15 protein-coding genes and 1 pseudogene are annotated in these 16,737 nt (G+C 49.6%); 3 read left to right on the forward strand and 13 right to left on the reverse strand.

All coding sequences use genetic code 11. From position 1 onward, the window contains the following. Positions 1-7 precede the first annotated feature (7 nt). The 9 genes and pseudogenes from DWY89_RS08955 to tnpA all read right to left on the reverse strand — a co-directional run bounded on the left by DWY89_RS08955 (position 8) and on the right by tnpA (position 9,342). Entirely contained in the window at positions 8-1,198 is a 1,191-nt protein-coding gene (locus tag DWY89_RS08955; RefSeq protein ID WP_118523522.1) for an A/G-specific adenine glycosylase, read from the reverse strand. Beyond that, positions 1,191-2,171, reverse strand: a complete 981-nt coding sequence (locus tag DWY89_RS08960; protein WP_118523523.1) for a biotin--[acetyl-CoA-carboxylase] ligase — start codon at positions 2,169-2,171, stop codon at positions 1,191-1,193. The genes DWY89_RS08955 and DWY89_RS08960 overlap by 8 nt, the downstream gene beginning before the upstream one ends. Before the next feature lie 5 nt (positions 2,172-2,176). Then, positions 2,177-2,485 (reverse strand): DUF6637 family protein, encoded by a 309-nt coding sequence (locus tag DWY89_RS08965; protein ID WP_118523524.1) that lies wholly within the window; start codon positions 2,483-2,485, stop codon positions 2,177-2,179. 237 nt (positions 2,486-2,722) lie between these two features. Then, positions 2,723-3,661 (reverse strand): SPFH domain-containing protein, encoded by a 939-nt coding sequence (locus DWY89_RS08970; RefSeq protein ID WP_118524597.1) that lies wholly within the window; start codon positions 3,659-3,661, stop codon positions 2,723-2,725. Between the two features lie 5 nt (positions 3,662-3,666). After that, entirely contained in the window at positions 3,667-4,104 is a 438-nt protein-coding gene (locus DWY89_RS08975; protein WP_118524598.1) for an NfeD family protein, read from the reverse strand. A 220-nt stretch (positions 4,105-4,324) separates the two neighbouring features. After that, entirely contained in the window at positions 4,325-5,119 is a 795-nt protein-coding gene (locus DWY89_RS08980; protein ID WP_118523525.1) for an RNA methyltransferase, read from the reverse strand. Then, positions 5,116-7,083, reverse strand: a complete 1,968-nt coding sequence (locus DWY89_RS08985; RefSeq protein WP_181986239.1) for an NAD(+) synthase — start codon at positions 7,081-7,083, stop codon at positions 5,116-5,118. The genes DWY89_RS08980 and DWY89_RS08985 overlap by 4 nt, the downstream gene beginning before the upstream one ends. 738 nt (positions 7,084-7,821) lie before the next feature. Continuing rightward, entirely contained in the window at positions 7,822-8,940 is a 1,119-nt protein-coding gene (locus tag DWY89_RS08990) for an RNA-guided endonuclease TnpB family protein (RefSeq protein ID WP_118524599.1), read from the reverse strand. Continuing rightward, positions 8,903-9,342 (reverse strand): annotated as a pseudogene (gene tnpA, locus DWY89_RS08995) (IS200/IS605 family transposase). Before tnpA ends, DWY89_RS08990 begins: the two are co-directional and overlap by 38 nt. Before the next feature lie 339 nt (positions 9,343-9,681). Between tnpA and DWY89_RS09000 the strand changes: the two are divergent. Then, the gene (locus tag DWY89_RS09000; protein WP_118524600.1) at positions 9,682-10,791 is read left to right on the forward strand and encodes a ribonuclease H-like domain-containing protein; all 1,110 of its coding nucleotides are present in this window, start codon (positions 9,682-9,684) and stop codon (positions 10,789-10,791) included. 1 nt (position 10,792) lies between these two features. On the opposite strand, the gene DWY89_RS09005 is transcribed toward DWY89_RS09000, so the two are convergent. After that, entirely contained in the window at positions 10,793-11,413 is a 621-nt protein-coding gene (locus DWY89_RS09005) for a DUF5662 family protein (protein WP_022359798.1), read from the reverse strand. Between the two features lie 290 nt (positions 11,414-11,703). On the opposite strand from DWY89_RS09005, the gene DWY89_RS09010 reads away from it, so the two are divergent. After that, a complete protein-coding gene (locus tag DWY89_RS09010; RefSeq protein ID WP_022359797.1) occupies positions 11,704-11,904 on the forward strand; it encodes a cold shock domain-containing protein in 201 nt (66 codons plus the stop codon). A 234-nt stretch (positions 11,905-12,138) separates the two neighbouring features. On the opposite strand, the gene hslO is transcribed toward DWY89_RS09010, so the two are convergent. Then, positions 12,139-13,059 carry an Hsp33 family molecular chaperone HslO gene (hslO, locus tag DWY89_RS09015; protein WP_333489824.1) on the reverse strand — a complete coding sequence of 307 codons (921 nt, stop codon included), beginning with the start codon at positions 13,057-13,059 and terminating at the stop codon, positions 12,139-12,141. Next, positions 13,060-13,815 carry a class I SAM-dependent methyltransferase gene (locus DWY89_RS09020; RefSeq protein ID WP_022359795.1) on the reverse strand — a complete coding sequence of 252 codons (756 nt, stop codon included), beginning with the start codon at positions 13,813-13,815 and terminating at the stop codon, positions 13,060-13,062. It lies immediately after the preceding gene. 295 nt (positions 13,816-14,110) lie between these two features. Between DWY89_RS09020 and DWY89_RS09025 the strand changes: the two genes are divergently transcribed. Next, the gene (locus DWY89_RS09025) at positions 14,111-14,806 is read left to right on the forward strand and encodes a hypothetical protein (RefSeq protein WP_147352089.1); all 696 of its coding nucleotides are present in this window, start codon (positions 14,111-14,113) and stop codon (positions 14,804-14,806) included. 96 nt (positions 14,807-14,902) lie between these two features. Here the strand turns inward: DWY89_RS09025 and DWY89_RS09030 are convergent, their stop codons facing one another. Beyond that, positions 14,903-16,732, reverse strand: coding sequence for an ABC transporter ATP-binding protein (locus DWY89_RS09030; protein WP_118524601.1), 1,830 nt, complete (start codon positions 16,730-16,732; stop codon positions 14,903-14,905). Positions 16,733-16,737: the final 5 nt, after the last annotated feature.

Consider the following 16,737-nt stretch of genomic DNA (forward strand, 5'->3'; position numbering starts at 1 on the left):
CAGTATTTCATATTAATATATTTGTATACACGCGAAATGCATTGGGGATCGGATAGCGATCCTGCAGCTCCGCCCGGCGCACCATCAAAACTGTTTTATCCTGATAACCGGATGCCCGTTTCAGGCGGATTCTGCGTCCGCACATATGCCATTCAACATGGGAAAAAATGTGGACTGCATCCGGCAGATCCTCGGTTTCCCTGATATCCGCCTCCGCGATCCCCAGTTCTTTCGCTGCCTCCGCCGCACTCTTTTTTCCGTCCAGATTGACATATTCGTAGAGGGACGCCAACAATCCCTTGCTGCTGCGCTTGCGGATCGCCACCGTATCCTCCCACTCAATCAGGCAGACCGTTTTTTTCTCGATCCGGCGCGGCTTTTTCGGCGGCTTGACCGGATATTGCTCCTCCTCTCCCCGCCGGTGCGCCAGACAAAGGGATTCCAACGGGCACTTCTCACAGAGCGGACGTCCGCCCGGGATGCAGACAAGCGCGCCCAGCTCAATCCATGCCTGATTATATTCACCTGGATGAAATAACTCTTCTGACCGTAATGCCGTGGAAACCTCACCGGCATCATCACCGGCTGACAAATAGGAATCTCTCTCCTCCGTCCGGCGCACAAGTTCCGCCTCCAGGCGCCGCTCATATTTCTTTCGAAGCGCCGGCTTCGTGCTGTCCTGTGGGTCAGCAAACAGGCGTGTCAGAACACGCACCACATTTCCATCCAGCGCCGGAGCCGGCAGATCATACGCGATCGACGCAACTGCCCCAGCTGTATAACTTCCGATGCCCGGAAGTTTCAATATCTCATCCCGCGACGCCGGCATCTGACCGCCGTAGTCTTCCATCAGGCAGACCGCTGCCTTTTTTAGGTTCCGGGCTCTGGAATAATACCCAAGTCCCTCCCACAGCTTCAAAAGCCGCTCTTCGTCCACCTGCGCGAGCGAGGTAATGTCCGGGAGTGCTTCCATAAAACGGGCAAAGTACGGTTTGACCGCCTCTACCCGCGTCTGCTGCAGCATGATCTCCGAAATCCAGACCGAATACGGTTCCGGATTCTCCCGCCACGGAAGGAGCCGCCGGTTTTTCCGGTACCAGGAGAGCAATGGAGCGCCGGATGCCGCCAGCCTCTCTTCTTCCGCATAAGGTATTTCCCCCTCTAAAGGCTTCAACGACGCATAAAAATCTTTATACATATCCGTAAATGCCCCGGACAGATACCTCTCCTGAGATCACCTTGCACACCTTTCCGTCTTCTGTGCGGACCAGCAGTTCGCCCATCTCGTCAATTCCGAGCGCCATGCCCGTATACTCATTGCCCGGAGACAGGACGCGCACCTGTGTACCGCAGTTTGCAAGACGGCTGTTATAAACGTCCATCAGGGATTTCATGTTCTGGTTTTCCATGAATTTATCATAATATCCCTCATACGCACGCATGATCGCGGCGATAAGCTGGCTGCGGCGCACTTCTTTTCCTGTCTCCAGATACAGAGACGTTGCCACATCCCGAATCTCCTCCGGGAACTCGTGATTTGCCACGTTGATACCAATACCAGTCACGATATAATTAATACACTCTAATTCCGTGCTCATCTCGGTCAGGATACCGCAGACCTTCTTTCCATTGACGACGATATCGTTCGGCCACTTGATCTTTGCCTCCAGATCACAAACCTCCCGAATCCCGTCGGCAACTGCCAGAGCCGCCACCAGCGTCAGCATCGACGCGCAGGTCGGAGGAAGCTCCGGGCGCAGAAGCAGGCTCATCCAGATGCCGACGCCATGCGGCGCCGCCCAGCTTCTTCCGCGGCGTCCCTTTCCCATCGACTGATAATCCGCGACTGCCAGCGTACCGTGCGGGGCATCTTTCTCCGCCGCTTTCTTGATCTCGGTATTGGTAGAATCCGTCTCGTCAAAATATAAAATATTTTTTCCAGCCCACCCGCTGTCGATGCTGCTCTCCAGCTCTGCCTGGCTGAGAATATCGCCCAGGAAACGCAGCCGGTAACCGCGGTTCCGGACCGCCTCTATCTCATATCCTTCTGTCTCCAACTGTTTGATAACTTTCCAGACTGCCGTCCGTGATACATTTAAACGCTCACAGATCTCCTGTCCGGACAGGTAATCATCCGTTTCTTTTAACATTCGCAAAACTTCTGTTTTCACTTTTATTACCCCCACCATATTGTAAGTGTACTGACAATACATAAAAGGAACAATCCTGCTCCCACTGCCATCAGGATCATTCCGCCGGTCCGCAGATGCTTTCTTCCCCTTCCCCGGCGATAGCGGTCATAGCCATTGGCAAAATTCAGTACCGCCGCCAGAAGAAAGATTACCGGAAACAAAATCCGGTTTTCATCCGGGTTCAGAAACGCAAGAACCGCAAATATCACAATCAATATACCCACTACGATATGAAGTATATCCAGGGCAAACGCGATATTCGCGCTTTTCTTTCTTTTTTCCTGCAGGTTCAACGCATCCACTCCTTACTTATATTCGCAAACAACAGCTTCATTCTTCATATAGCACATAGCTTCTTGCATATACCCTTTCATCAACATATATGGGTATACATATCACTATGGGATATTATACCGAATGTCCGCAGGCTTGTCAAAAAAGAAATCGAAAAAGGCTGCGGTTCCTGCTTTACATAACCATCAGCCTTTTCTTATACCTTCTTTTTATAACTTAGAGCCGCTCACTCCCGGCTACTCTGCCTTTTGAACATCCGTGCCAACTTCCGTCAGACCCTTTACCAGACCGGCAATGCCCTGGATCTCGGACGGGATGATGATCTTCGTCGCCTTGCCGTCCGCTGCTTTGGCAAATGCCTCCAGGCTCTTGAGCTGCAGCACTGCATTGTCCGCGCCTGCTTCCTTGATGAAGCGAAGTCCGTCTGCTTCCGCTTTCTGAACTTTGAGGATCGCTTCCGCCTCACCTTCTGCCTCGCGGATCATCTTTTCCTTCTCTGCTTCTGCACGCAGGATCGCCGCTTCCTTCTCTGCTTCTGCTTCCAGAATCGCGGACTCTTTCTTACCTTCGGCTACCAGGATCGTCGATTTCTTCTCGCCTTCGGCACGGAGAATGGACTCACGGCGCTCACGCTCTGCCTTCATCTGTTTCTCCATCGCATCCTGAATGGCTGCCGGAGGAATGATATTTTTCAACTCAACACGGTTTACCTTGATTCCCCACGGGTCTGTCGCCACATCGAGTGCAGCGCGCATCTTCGTGTTGATCGTCTCACGGGAGGTTAAGGTCTGGTCAAGTTCGAGATCACCGATGATATTTCGAAGGGTGGTCGCCGTCAGGTTCTCGATCGCCATGATCGGGTTCTCAACACCATAAGCAAACAGCTTCGGATCCGTGATCTGGAAAAATACAACCGTATCAATCTTCATCGTAACGTTATCTTTCGTGATAACCGGCTGCGGTGCAAAATCTACAACCTGCTCTTTTAAAATGACTCTTTTTGCCACGCGGTCAATGAACGGCACCTTGAAATGCACACCAACCGACCATGTCTCCAGATAAGCACCCAGACGCTCTACGACTAATGCCTGTGCCTGCGGCACAATCCGGATACAGGATGACAAAATCAGAAGTACCACAATCGCAATGACAAGAAAACTGATAACTGCTCCCATATTTCCTACTCCTCCTTACATTTGCTGACAATCAGCTTGACGCCGCTGACCGCCTGAATCTGTACCATCGTATCCCTCGGAATCCGGCTTCCATCCGCCGAGCGTGCCGTCCATTCCTGGCCGGACACCATCGCCGTCCCTCTCGCCTCGTCGTTATCAATCTCTGCGGTTACCCGCGCTTTTTTACCCACCAGCGCGTCCACATTGGTCCGCACCGTCTTCTGATTGATATACCGGAGTGCCAATGGTCTTGTTGAATACAAAAGAAGGAATGAAACAACGACAAACACTGCCATCTGGATGTAAATATTCACTCCCGCGATCGACAGGACACACGCAATCAGAGCGCCTCCAGCAAACCAGATCGAAGTCAGCGCCATCGACGCTGCTTCCAGCCCGATACACACTACAAACACCGCCAGCCAGACACACCATACTGCCATGTCATCCCCTCCTTCCATATAGGTCTTTTGACCCTGATATCTTAAAACTAGTATACGATATTTTCTGACATTTATCAACCGATCAGCTCTGTTTTTGAACTTACAGTTTTATTACAAACTTCTTAATGGAACATATCGATCTGCAGTTCAATTTATTTCTTCACAGCTCTCTATTTGCACAAACTATCCGGCTTAAAAACATTGTTTCAAAAAATGCAATTTACTGCCGTCTCTGCCGTGCCGTCTCAAACAGCAGCACCGAAGCCGCCACTGCTGCATTGAGGGATTCAACCTTTCCAGCCATCGGAATCCTCACCCACGCGTCAGCAAGCGCCGCCGTCTCCTCGGTCAGACCATTTGCCTCATTTCCGATCAGGAAGCCGGACGGACCTGTATAATTTTCTTCTTCATAGTTATGTTTCCCCTTTAAATGCGCCGCATAGAGGCGGATTCCCTGCTTTTTTACTTCCCCGATCGTCTGATGCAGGTCGTCCGTGTAAATAAACGGCACCCGGTAGATCGAGCCCATCGTGGAACGGATGACCTTCGGGCTGTAAATATCAGCTGAACCACGGTCAAGAATGATGCCTGTCACACCCGCCCCCTCTCCGGCACGCAGGATTGTTCCCAGATTACCCGGATCCTGCAGCGTCTCCAGAATCACAAGCTCCGGTACCTTTCCGTCCGGGCTATTTTTCAGCACATCTAGGAGCTGATAGGAAAACTGTTCCGCTACCGCCAGGATCCCCTGCGGTGTCTGGGTGTCCGACATATGGCGCATGACCTCATCCGTCACCGTCTCATACCGGCAGCCAGCCAGCAGTTTTTCTGCTCTTTCCCCCTGCTGGCGCAGAAAATTTTCCGACACATAGACTTCGCGGCGTCTCTCCACCGGCAGTTCCCCGAACATCTTCGGACCTTCCACCAAAAAGACGCCCTGTTCCCGTCTTGCTTTTGCTTTCTTTGCAAGCGCCGTCACCGCTCTGACACGGGCGTTGCCCGTGCTCGCGATCATAGGCTGCCTCCTGCCGCTTTCGTCTCCGGCACTCCGTAAACGCAATCCTCATCCAGTGTTTCCAGCTCCTCCAACCACAGGCGGCTGCACGCATCGCTCGGCATACGCAGGTCGCCGCGCGGCGATACTGCAGCAGAACCTACCTTCGGACCATCCGGCAGGCAGGAACGCTTAAACTGCTGGTTGAAGAAACGGCGGTAGAACACCTTCAGCCATTTAAGGATCGTTTCCTTATCATAAGCACCGTCAAATGCCTGACGCGCCAGGCGGTAAATCTTGCCCGGACGGTAGCCGAATCTTAATATATAGTAGAGATAGAAATCATGCAGCTCATAAGGACCAACCAAATCCTCCGTTTTCTGCGCGATCTTTCCATCCTCCTCCGGCGGCAGAAGCTCCGGGCTGACCGGCGTATCCAGTACATCCAGCAGAATATCAGAAAGCTCTTTCTCGCCACAGGTATCTGCATAATAGCGCACCAGATGGCGCACCAGCATCTTCGGAACCGAGCAGTTGACACCGTACATCGACATATGATCGCCGTTGTAGGTCGCCCAGCCAAGCGCCAGCTCCGACATATCGCCGGTACCGATGACAAGACCGCCGATCTTATTGGCAAGGTTCATCAGAACCAGCGTTCTCTGGCGTGCCTGTGAATTTTCATACGTTACATCATGAACCGACGGATCCTGTTCAATGTCACGGAAATGGATCGTAACTGCCTCTCGGATATCGACTTCTTTCAAGGTCGCCCCCAGCTTTTTCGTGAGCTGGCAGGCATTCTGGTACGTCCGGTCAGTCGTACCAAAGCACGGCATCGTCACAGACAGGATATTTTCACGCGGAATCCCCAGCAGATCAAAGGCGCGCACGGTTACTAAAAGTGCCAGCGTTGAATCCAGACCGCCTGAAATACCAACGACAGCATGGCGGCATCCGGTATGTTTGAGACGTTTTTTCAATCCCATCGCCTGGATCGAAAGGATCTCCTCGCAGCGGCGGTTCCGGCTGCCCGCATCGTGTGGGACAAACGGGGTCGGATCGATCGCGCGCTCCAGCGCAAGCGGTTTCCGATCCAGCGTAAAGCTTACAAACCGGTAATCCTCACGGCCTTCGGTCTGATAGGTCGTCATCCGGCGGCGCTCACATTCCAGACGTTCCAAATCGATATCTGCGTAGATCGTCTGATTCTCAAATCGCGCTGACTCCGACAGGATATTGCCATTCTCAGCGATAATATTCTGGCCGCCAAAAACGAGATCCTGGGAAGACTCTCCCTCGCCCGCATTGGCGTAAATATACGCACAGAGAAGCCGCGCCGACTGACCGCTGATCAGACTTCTGCGGTACTCGCTCTTGCCTGTCACCTCATCGCTGGCAGAACAGTTGACGATCACCGTTGCCCCCGCCGACGCGTGTGCAATACTCGGCGGATTTAAAACCCAGACGTCCTCGCAGATCTCCGCCCCCACGACGAGATTTTCCACATTGTCACAGGAAAATAAAAGCTTCATTCCCATTGGCACCTGATAACCGTCCCAGGAAACGTCGATTGTCTTTTCCCAGCCCGGGTTGAAATAACGTCCCTCATAAAATTCAGAATAGTTTGGAATCCATCTCTTCGGAACCAGACCGAGCAGCTTTCCATCCTGGATCGCCGCTGCCACATTGTACAATTTATTGTTGTATTCCCACGGAAGTCCTACAAATACAAGCATTGAATCGCCAGCTGTAAAGGCGATCAGCTTCCTAAGCTCTTCCTTTGCCTTCGCCAGCAGCGATTTCTGGATAAACAGCTCACCGCACGTATATCCCGTCAGCACCAGCTCTGGAAATACCATAATCGAAGCGCCCTTTTTGCGCCCCTCCTCTATCTGTTCACAAACCTGTTCCCGGTTGTACTCTACATCTGCCACCTTCACTTCCGGCGTTGACGCGGCAACCCGGATAAAGCCATCTCTTATCATATGGTTTGTCTCCCTTATAAATGATTTTTAGAAACACATATTTATTGTAGCGGTCACTATACAAAAAGTCAAACACATAGGACGAAGTTTCCTATGACATAAAAAGAGAGCCGCTTTTCCCCCACAGAAAGCAGCTCTCCGGTCACGTTCACAACCGTTACATTAAATAGTTTGATTGCTGTATGTAAATATACCACTCTTTTCCAATTTTGTCAACGTCACTTTTGTCATTTTGCACAATAAATCATTTTCTTTTTTCGACAAGAAAAAGCAATTTTCACAGTTCTTTTTTACGAATCTTTCCGCTTTCAGTCTTTGAAAACTCCTTTAGCAAGGCAAATTCGCGCGTGATCTCATAATCTGCCAGTCTTTCCGCCAAAAATTCCCGAATTGCCATATTGGTACAACCACATTTCCCGCTGTCACTTCCGACATTTTCTAGTATATCGGAATTTCAAAAGATTGCCAAACTTGTACCACTGAAGGTTTACAAATTGTTTTTCTTTTTACTCAACTGCCAGAACGGATATTTCACGATACTGGCTGTGTTATTGTTTTGTCATTGTGACATACTCCCTCCACTTAGCCAACGCTGGAAGTGGGGGCTTCTCGTTCGATTGCCCTATTGGGCAAAGCATAGGCGAGCTATCCCCGTGTGTCCCACGGTTCTGTTATTATGAACGGGACTGTTTCGTATCTACGCAGTCCCGAACAAAATCTACGTTTTGGGGGAAATCAGGAAATTTTTCTTTCTGTATCAAGTTCAACTCCCGATATCCTCAACCCTTCTCTGCAAATATTGATAGCTGCATTCTCATCACGGTTCATCTGATTTCCGCAGGTACAGCTATACATACGGTCTTCCAGTTTTAGATCTTTTTTGAGTTTTCCGCAGCAGCTGCAGATTTTTGAACTGGGGTACCACTTATCGATACGAACCATTTTCTTACCGGCACGTTCTAATTTGTAGGAAAGGAAATCAGTAAACATTCCCCATACATTATCATGAACACTCTTTCCAAACCTTGAATCCTGGCTCATTTCTTTCATGTTCAAAGATTCTATGCACACAAGATCATAAAAATTGGTTATCTTTCTGGATTCCTTGTGCAGATAATCTTTCCGCTGACGTGCAATATGAGCATGGAGTCTGGCTATTTTCTTTTTCTGTTTCATGTAACGGCTGCTCCCCTTTTCGCAATGACTCAGCCTGCGCTGCTCCCTTGCAAGTTTTTCCTGGGACTTTCGGAAAAAGTGAGGATAGTCTGCATGAGCTCCATTGGAATCTACATACAATTCACTCATGGAAAAATCAAGTCCGATTGCGATTTTTACTGACCTAATTTCATATTCCGGTTCTTCTGCCGCATATAGTAATGACACATAATACTTGTCATCTGCTTCCTGGCTGACGGTGGCACCCTTCAATATATAACTATCATCGATACTCCGATGCTGTTTTATGCGGATCCAACCTGCTTTCGGAAGTTTCAGTTTACCACTCTGCAAAGTAATATTTCCATTTACGCAGTTTGTCGTATAACTTCTTACCGGATTCTTTTTTGACTTGAACTTCGGAAAACCAACCGAAGAATCCCGAAAGAAGTTCTTATAGGCTGTCTGCAGATGCAGCTGTGCATTACACAATGCCAGGCTGTCTACCTCCTTCAGCCACGGAAACTCCGCCTTATACTTTGCAGGCGTAACCTTTAATACTTTTCCGGTTTTCTCATAATATTCTTTCTTCTCTACCAGCATCCGGTTATACACGAAACGCACACAGCCAAATGTCCTTGCAAATAATTCTTTTTGAGATTTATTCGGGTAAATCCGAAAACGGTACACGATGTTCACTCTTATTTTCTCCCTGCGTTTCTATGTACTGGCGGATGACCTCAATGGGTGCACCACCAGCACTTAACAGGCAAAAACTCTGGCTCCAGAACATTTCTTTCCAAAGCTTCTGCCGAATCTCCGGATACTCTTTTTTATCAATCGGCTGCTTGCGCTTTTATACGCATTAATAAATTTGCTGAGTTCCGATTTCGGATGGGCCCGGAACATAATATGAACATGATCCCGATCATGATTCCATTCCTCTAATGTAACATGATACTTCGGAGCGATATATTCAAAAATCTCCCGGGTCCGATCAGAAACAGGATCCGTCAGTACCTTTTTTCGGTATTTTATAACCAGAATCAAATGATAATAGAGTAAAAATACTGAGTGTGCATTACTATCTAATTTTCTCATAAAATCAGCCTTTCCTTTTGCTTTCGACTGATTATATTATAACACAAGAACGCTTGTTTGTCTATGTCTTTTAGAACATTTGTTCTCACATGTTTATTTTCATTTATGTGCACAGATATGTGCAGTTTTAATATGCCAGATATTGCATGATTTTCCCAAAAGGCAATTCATCTCACCACCTAGAGAGTATGGGAGAATTCTTGCAAAGTGTTGTTAAACGGTTGCTTTTCACTTCCGATGAATTTATAATAACGCCATAGGTTACAGTCTGAAACCAATCCCCGACGCAATGCGGATCTGGGGCGGACATTATAAACCGACACAGGAGGATACTGCCAAATGATCACCATTCAAAATCCGCTGACCTTTACTTCCTCTTATCCGCCCAAACGGTTAGGAGCTATCTCCAATCTGCTCTTTTTCGATATCGAGACAACCGGCTTTTCCGGCGACTACGCCTCGGTCTATCTGATCGGCTGCGTCTGGCACGACGGAAACACCTGGATTCTGACCCAGTATTTTGCCGAGACGAGGGATGCAGAGGAAGAGGTTCTCGACGCTTTTTTTGCACTTCTCCGGACAAAGCGCATCCTCGTCCATTTCAACGGCGACGGGTTTGACATTCCATTTCTGACGAAACGCTGTGTTTTTTATAAAAAGGACTGGAATTTTGAAGCAGTTAAAAGTTTTGATATTTATAAGAAAATACGCCCATTAAAGAAATTGCTGGGACTTGAAAATCTGAAACAGAAAAGCATCGAGCGGTTCCTCGGCATTGCCCGCGAAGATAAGTACAACGGCGGTCAGCTCATCGAGGTTTACGGTGAATATTTACAGACGCACTCTGAACTGCTGAAACACCTTCTGATTCTCCATAACGAGGATGACTTAAAGGGAATGCCGCAGATTCTGCCGATTCTCGCCTACCCGGACTTTCTGACCGGCGATTTTTCTTTCAAAGGTTCAGAAAGCCGTGATATCCCATATGCGGACGGAAACTCAGAAAAGCACCTGCTGCTTCACTATGAAAGCCCCGTCTCTCTGACAAGTGGATTCCAGTTTTCTATCGGTGAGCTGGAGCTGTCGGCGGAAGGAAACCGCCTGACGCTCGACCTTCCATTATATTCCGGGGAACTGAAACGATTTTACAGCGATTATGAGAATTATTACTATATGATCTACGAGGACTGCGCCATCCACAAAAGTGTCGGTCAGTATGTGGATCGCTCCGCCCGCAAGAAGGCAACCGCCAAAACGTGCTACACCCGCGCAGCCGGGCTGTTTGTGCCGCAGCCGCTTCTTGCAGATGGCACTCCGATGTGGCATGAATGCCTGAAAGCAGACTATAAGAGTAAGCAGCTGTTTGTGCCGTATTCAGAACAGCTTTTCACAGATCCAGAGACGGCAGTGCTGTACTTACATAATTATCTGAGAGAATTGTCCTTATAAATTACAGAACCCGTCCACGCTCTCTTATCTCCCGGATCACGTGTCCCATCCGTTTTCTCCGGACTGCCTGTTCTTTCGCCCTCTCCCGCGCAAGCAGAGCCCGGATGAACGCAAAGGTTCTCTCCTCGCCCTGCTCTTTCAGCATCGTGAGGAGATATTCCAGCTGGTACTTCGTCCTCGGGTGCATCACGACAAAATCTCTGCCTCTTTCAAAGTATTCCCACGCACACGCATCCGTGTAATCTTTTCCCTTGTAAACCTTCGACGCGGCAATCCGGTCCATTACCATCTCGATCAGGTAGCGAAGGGGCATTTTATTGCCGACAAGCCCCCAGGACTTGTCTGGTGCAAAATCGATCCAGTATTCGAAATGATGTTTGTTGCGTCCCTTGTGGTGCAGCCATGCCGCCGAATAGCCCTTTTCTTCTTTTTCCGCCGCATTTGGGCTGCGGTTTCCCTGATAATATTTAACGCCGGTCGCAAATTCCTCCCAGGAATACTTGGAGAGATCGTGCAGAAGTCCCTGGCGGTACAGACCTACCGCAAAGCAGTTTTTCATGACCTCGCATTTATGTTTCGTGATCGTCAAAAAATGATGATACGCATTGTAAATATAATTCATTTTCCTACCTCTTTCCCCTTTTCTTTCCTCCTATTTTACCCCCCGTATTCTGGTTTGACAACCCCACTTTCTTTCGCGGCTTTCTGGAAAATACCCGTTACTGGGCACACATGTGTGTACAGTAACAAATGCCCTTATTTTCCACAAAAATTTAACCATTTTTAAATGTCTGAATTTCCAGAAATTTTATGCGAAAACGTTTGACATCAATATGAAACTATGCTATTCTTGGAACAGGTCGTAAATCCATGCGGCCATCACTATTTTTTATATTTTTTTGGAGGTATCATATGAACAGAGGTACTGTAAAGTGGTTCAACAACCAGAAAGGTTACGGATTTATCTGCGACGAGCAGGGCAACGATGTATTCGTTCACTACTCCGGACTGAACATGGAAGGCTTCAAGTCTCTTGAGGAAGGCGCTCAGGTAGAGTTCGAAGTTGTTAACGGTGCTAAGGGACCGCAGGCTACTAACGTAACCAAGCTTTAATCATCAACTTTCCAGTGTACCTGTTTTCCAAATATGTTTGATATATATTTTGCGAATACGTTATATTGATCTAAGTAAAGTGATTATAAAAAGGGATACCGCTTCGGCAGTATCCCTTTTTTCGTTACTGCTCACACATGTGTGAACAATTACCTTTTTTTCTGTCCTGCCATGCGGAACATATCCAAATATCCTTTTTCCGCACAGCAGCCATATCTATTATCTCATTCCTTTTTACTTCTTAGCTTTCTCGTACAGTTTTTTCAGCTCATCCACACTAAATTCATAGTGCTTGTTGCAGAACTGGCAGTTGACTTCGATGCTCTTGCCCTCGTCGATCATCTCCTGCAGCTCCTTGCCGCCGATGCTGATCAGCGCCTTTTCTACACGGCTCTTGGTGCAGTTGCAGGTAAACTGAATCGGCATCTTATCCAGAATCTCCAGACCAAATTGTCCTAAAATCAGCTCCAGAATGTCCTCCGGGGTCATTCCCTTATTTAACATCGTCGTCACCGGCTCCAGCTCACCGATCGTCTTTTCAAGTGCCGCGATCGTCGCTTCCTCTGCTCCCGGAAGAAGCTGGATGATAAATCCGCCTGCCTGGCGCACCGTATTTTCTTTATTCATCAGAACGCCCAGTGCCACGGAGGACGGAGTCTGCTCGGAGGTCGCATAGTAATAAGTCAGATCTTCCGCAATCTCACCCGTTACCAGGATCGTCTGTCCCACATACGGCTCTTTCAAACCGATATCCTGGATTACGCTCAAGACGCCGACTCCCAGCGCACCGCCCACATCCAGCTTGCCCTTCGCATTCGGCGGCAGCATTACCTCCGGGTGGAACGCGTAGCCCTTGACATTGCCGTTCTTATCTGCTGTCACTGTCAGACCGCCGATCGGACCATCGCCCTCGACCCGGATGGTTAAAAGATCACTGTCCGCTTTCATCATCGATCCCATCATGACCCCTGCCGTCATCAGGCGTCCCAGCGCTGCGGTCGCCACCGGGCTGGTATTGTGCGCCTGTCTGGCTTTCTCCACCAGATCGCGGGAAGTCGCCGCAAATGCGCGGATCTGACCATTCGCCGCCGTCGCACGGAGCATATAATCTCCGGTCTGTCCCGTTATTTCACCTGCTTTTATCTTTTCCATCATTTATACCTCTTTTCCATGTTCTCTCGCAACCACATAGATTCGGTCGCTCTCTTTTCGCGGCGCGTTCTTCGTAAATGCGTCATACGCCGCCACAAATTCCATGCCCGCCTCTGTGAGCGCCTTTTTTATCTCGTCCAACGACCACGCGCGCTCAAAATGCGTCTCCTGATAGCGGCGGTATAAGTCATCCTCCTCGCGGATAAAGAGCGTCAGATCGTAGGAGTTAATTTTCTCCTCTTCATCATACTCATTTTCCCAGATGAAGCTCCCCTCGTCGCGCACCTCCGCGATCGTCTCACTTCCCATTGCCTGAAACTTTGCCTCCGTGTTCAGGTCAAAAATGAACATTCCCTTCGGATCCAGATAATTGTTGACCAGCGAAAATACGTGCGCCAGATCGTCATAATCCAGAATATAATTCAGCGAATCGCAGATACTCACGACCGCCCGGACCGTCCCGTACAATTCAAATTCACGCATATCCTGCAATAAATACAAAATTGGCAGCCCGGATTCTGCTCGTTTTTCGATTGCTTCCTGCAGCATATCCTCCGAGACATCCACGCCGATCATATCATAGCCTTCCTTTGCCAGAAGCTCCGTCAGCGTGCCGGTTCCGCATCCCAGATCCAGCACCAGACCATCGTTGATCCCATATTCCTTTAAAAGAGAAGTCAGGTACCCGCACCAGTCCTCATAGGGAATATTATCCATAAACATATCATATACTTCCGCAAAACTCGTGTAAGCGTCCATTTAGCCTCTCCTTCTATATTGCCGATGCAAAAATGACTGCCATGCACCGAAAGCTTTCCCCTACTGCACAATCTCCTTCCGATGCCAGCACTCCCATCATAGCAATTTTTCGCCCTGTTTGCAAGAATAATTGAAAAAGCACGCGCAGATGACCAGGAATGGAGTAATTGTTCACAGGCAGGCACTTTTGGAACCGAAAGTGCCGTAAGAAAACGTGGTGGCAGCAGGATTTTGTCGTATACACTAACTCTTGACGTTCCACGCAGAACTGACTATACTATAGCGTATGAAAAATTTGACTGAAAAACAAAAACATTCCCCCATCAAAAGCCGCCGTTTTTACCGCCGGCAGATGTGGCTTCCGGCGCTGGTGCTGATCGCGTCCATCCTGCTCCTGTGGCAGAATGCCGGAGAGAATTCACACTCCCCGCGGCCGATAAACAGCCAGTGCAAGTTTGAAGATTTTTATAACCCGGCTCAGCCCTATGTCTCGGTGAACGCTCCTTCCTTATATTATACAGGGTGCGCTGCCTACGATGGAAAGAAAGAGACCGGATATTATTATTACTCTCTGGAAAATGGAACCTGCCATTTCTATCTGCTCGATCCGTCTTCCGGCTATCCAGAGCCGCCCGAACGCAAAGCACTTTCATTAAACGGGCGTTTGATCCGCCTGAACGAGGATACCTATGAATCGCTTCTCCAGACGATGGCGGACAGTCTCTCCTGGACGGTGAGCTCCCTGCGGAATATGACTTCTCCTTATATCATATCCGCTCTGCCGTATCCTGCCCTGACGCATGAGGTATTTCATCTATTAGCCGGATGTGCGTTTCTGATCGCCCTGGTGGATCTGATCTGGCTTTTTTACCATTCACTCCGGCACCGCCGGGAGCCGCTGCAGCTTTCCGGTGAGGCACAGCAGGGGCAGCAGGATTCTTCCAGTGAGCAACCGCGCACTTTGATTTCCCACCGCAGGAAAAAACATTGACAGACGATTCGAGCCATGCCGCTTTCCCTGGCATAGGCCGAACCGTCTGTCTTTTTTCGGCTGCTATTTCATTTTTCTCTATTTCAGCTTATCCGATTATGCTTCTATCTGAATACACCGCGCCCAGTGTGTCCTTGAAAGTTGTACTGCCTCCGGTGACAGCGGCACATGGGCACACGCCTCTCTTCTCTTCGGACATCGCTCATAAAAGATACACTTCTCCCCACTGCCCGCTATCTTCTTTGGTGCATTCTGGACGGACCGCTCTTTTTCCTGATGTTCCAAAAGGTTCTCTTTCGTCTGTCCCCGCTCAGGTTTTTCCATCCGGCTGTCTCTCTCCGGCTCCGCACTCTGCTTTCCTGCCTCCGCATCCAGTTCCATTGTATCCCCGCCGATCGCCGCTTCCAGCAGAAGTTTCGTGTACGGGTGCGCCGGATGCTCATAGATCTCTTCTGCCAGACCTTCTTCCACAATCACACCCTTGTAAATGACCATGACACGGCTGCAGAGCCCGCGCACGACGTTCAGATCGTGGGAAATAAAGAGGATGGTCATCTGCTTTTCGGCGTGCAGCTTCAAAAGCAGGTTCAAAATCTGGGACTGGACCGTCACATCAAGCGCCGAAACAGGCTCATCCGCGATCACCAGGCGCGGATCCATGAGAAGGGCCACGCCGATGCTGATGCGCTGTTTCTGACCGCCAGAAAGCTCTCTCGGATGGCGCGCCGCAAAGGACTCATCCAGTCCGACATTTTCAAGCATTTCCTTCACTAGCTGCCTGCGCTCTGCGCGGTCCCTGATGCCGCGCAGGCGCAGCGGTTCTTCCAGAATCCATCCGATCGTCCGCGCCGGGTTGAGCGATCCCGCCGGATCCTGAAATACCATCTGCGGACGGACGCCGTCACGCACCTTCACCTCACCCGTATAATTGTCGTGAAGTCCCAGGATCGTCTTGCTGAGCGTCGACTTGCCGCAGCCGCTCTCGCCCACGATCCCCACAATCTCTCCCTCTCTTGCCGACAGGTTCAGATCGTGAATTACGTGTTTTTTTCCTTTTTTGCGGAACAGACCGCCACGCACATCGTAAAATACGTTCAAATCCGTCAGGCGCAGGATCTCCCCGCCGGAGCTTTCCCCTTTTTCTCCCTCCGGAATCGACGCCACCAGATGGCGCGTATATTCATGCTTCGGATGCAGAAGGACGTCTTCCGTCTGCCCTTCTTCCACGATCTCGCCCTTATAAACCACGATCACACGGCTGCAGAGCGCACGCACAACATTCAGATCATGAGAAATAAAGAGAATCGACGTTCCCTTGGTCCGGTGGATATTCCGCAGAAGCTCCAGGATCTGTGCCTGAACGACACAGTCTAACGCTGTCGTCGGCTCATCCGCAATCAGAAGACTCGGAGAATTGATCATCGCCTGCGCGATCATCACACGCTGGCGCATGCCGCCGGAAAGTTCATGCGGGTATTTACCGCACAGCCCCTCCGGGTCCGGCAGACCGACTTCTGAGAGTGCCTGCACCACCCGTTCATGGATCTCAGCATTTCCGAGTTTCGTATGGATCCGCAGGCTTTCCCCGACCTGCCGTTCGATTTTCAATACCGGATTTAAGGAGGTCATCGGCTCCTGAAAGACCATCGCCATTTTGCTGCCGCATAGCTGTCTCCGCTTTTCCGGTTTCATGGTCACCAGATCTTCTCCCTGAAAACAGAGCGATCCGGAAGCAATCTCTGCGTCCTTCGGAAGCAGCCCCATCAGAGCAAGCGCACTCATGGATTTTCCTGACCCTGACTCGCCGACTACTCCGACGATCTCGCCTTTTCCGATCGAAAAGCTGATGCCCTTGACTGCCTCAAAGGTCGAATTTCCTTCTGGAAAACGGATCGACAGATTTTTTATCTCAACCAATGGTTCCATCTTTT

This window comes from Clostridium sp. AF27-5AA (assembly GCF_003478415.1).
Classification (GTDB): Bacteria; Bacillota; Clostridia; order Lachnospirales; family Lachnospiraceae; genus Otoolea; species Otoolea fessa.

What these genes read in the sequence shown, in the direction of transcription:
- DWY89_RS08955 (WP_118523522.1), bottom strand. Translation starts at nt 1,198, where the DNA reads ATGTATAAAGATTTTTATGCGTCGTTGAAGCCTTTAGAGGGGGAAATA.
- DWY89_RS08970 (WP_118524597.1), bottom strand. Translation starts at nt 3,661, where the DNA reads ATGGGAGCAGTTATCAGTTTTCTTGTCATTGCGATTGTGGTACTTCTG.
- DWY89_RS08975 (WP_118524598.1), bottom strand. Translation starts at nt 4,104, where the DNA reads ATGGCAGTATGGTGTGTCTGGCTGGCGGTGTTTGTAGTGTGTATCGGG.
- DWY89_RS08980 (WP_118523525.1), bottom strand. Translation starts at nt 5,119, where the DNA reads ATGATCGCGAGCACGGGCAACGCCCGTGTCAGAGCGGTGACGGCGCTT.
- DWY89_RS09000 (WP_118524600.1), top strand. Translation starts at nt 9,682, where the DNA reads ATGATCACCATTCAAAATCCGCTGACCTTTACTTCCTCTTATCCGCCC.
- DWY89_RS09005 (WP_022359798.1), bottom strand. Translation starts at nt 11,413, where the DNA reads ATGAATTATATTTACAATGCGTATCATCATTTTTTGACGATCACGAAA.
- DWY89_RS09010 (WP_022359797.1), top strand. Translation starts at nt 11,704, where the DNA reads ATGAACAGAGGTACTGTAAAGTGGTTCAACAACCAGAAAGGTTACGGA.
- hslO (WP_333489824.1), bottom strand. Translation starts at nt 13,059, where the DNA reads ATGATGGAAAAGATAAAAGCAGGTGAAATAACGGGACAGACCGGAGAT.
- DWY89_RS09020 (WP_022359795.1), bottom strand. Translation starts at nt 13,815, where the DNA reads ATGGACGCTTACACGAGTTTTGCGGAAGTATATGATATGTTTATGGAT.
- DWY89_RS09030 (WP_118524601.1), bottom strand. Translation starts at nt 16,732, where the DNA reads ATGGAACCATTGGTTGAGATAAAAAATCTGTCGATCCGTTTTCCAGAA.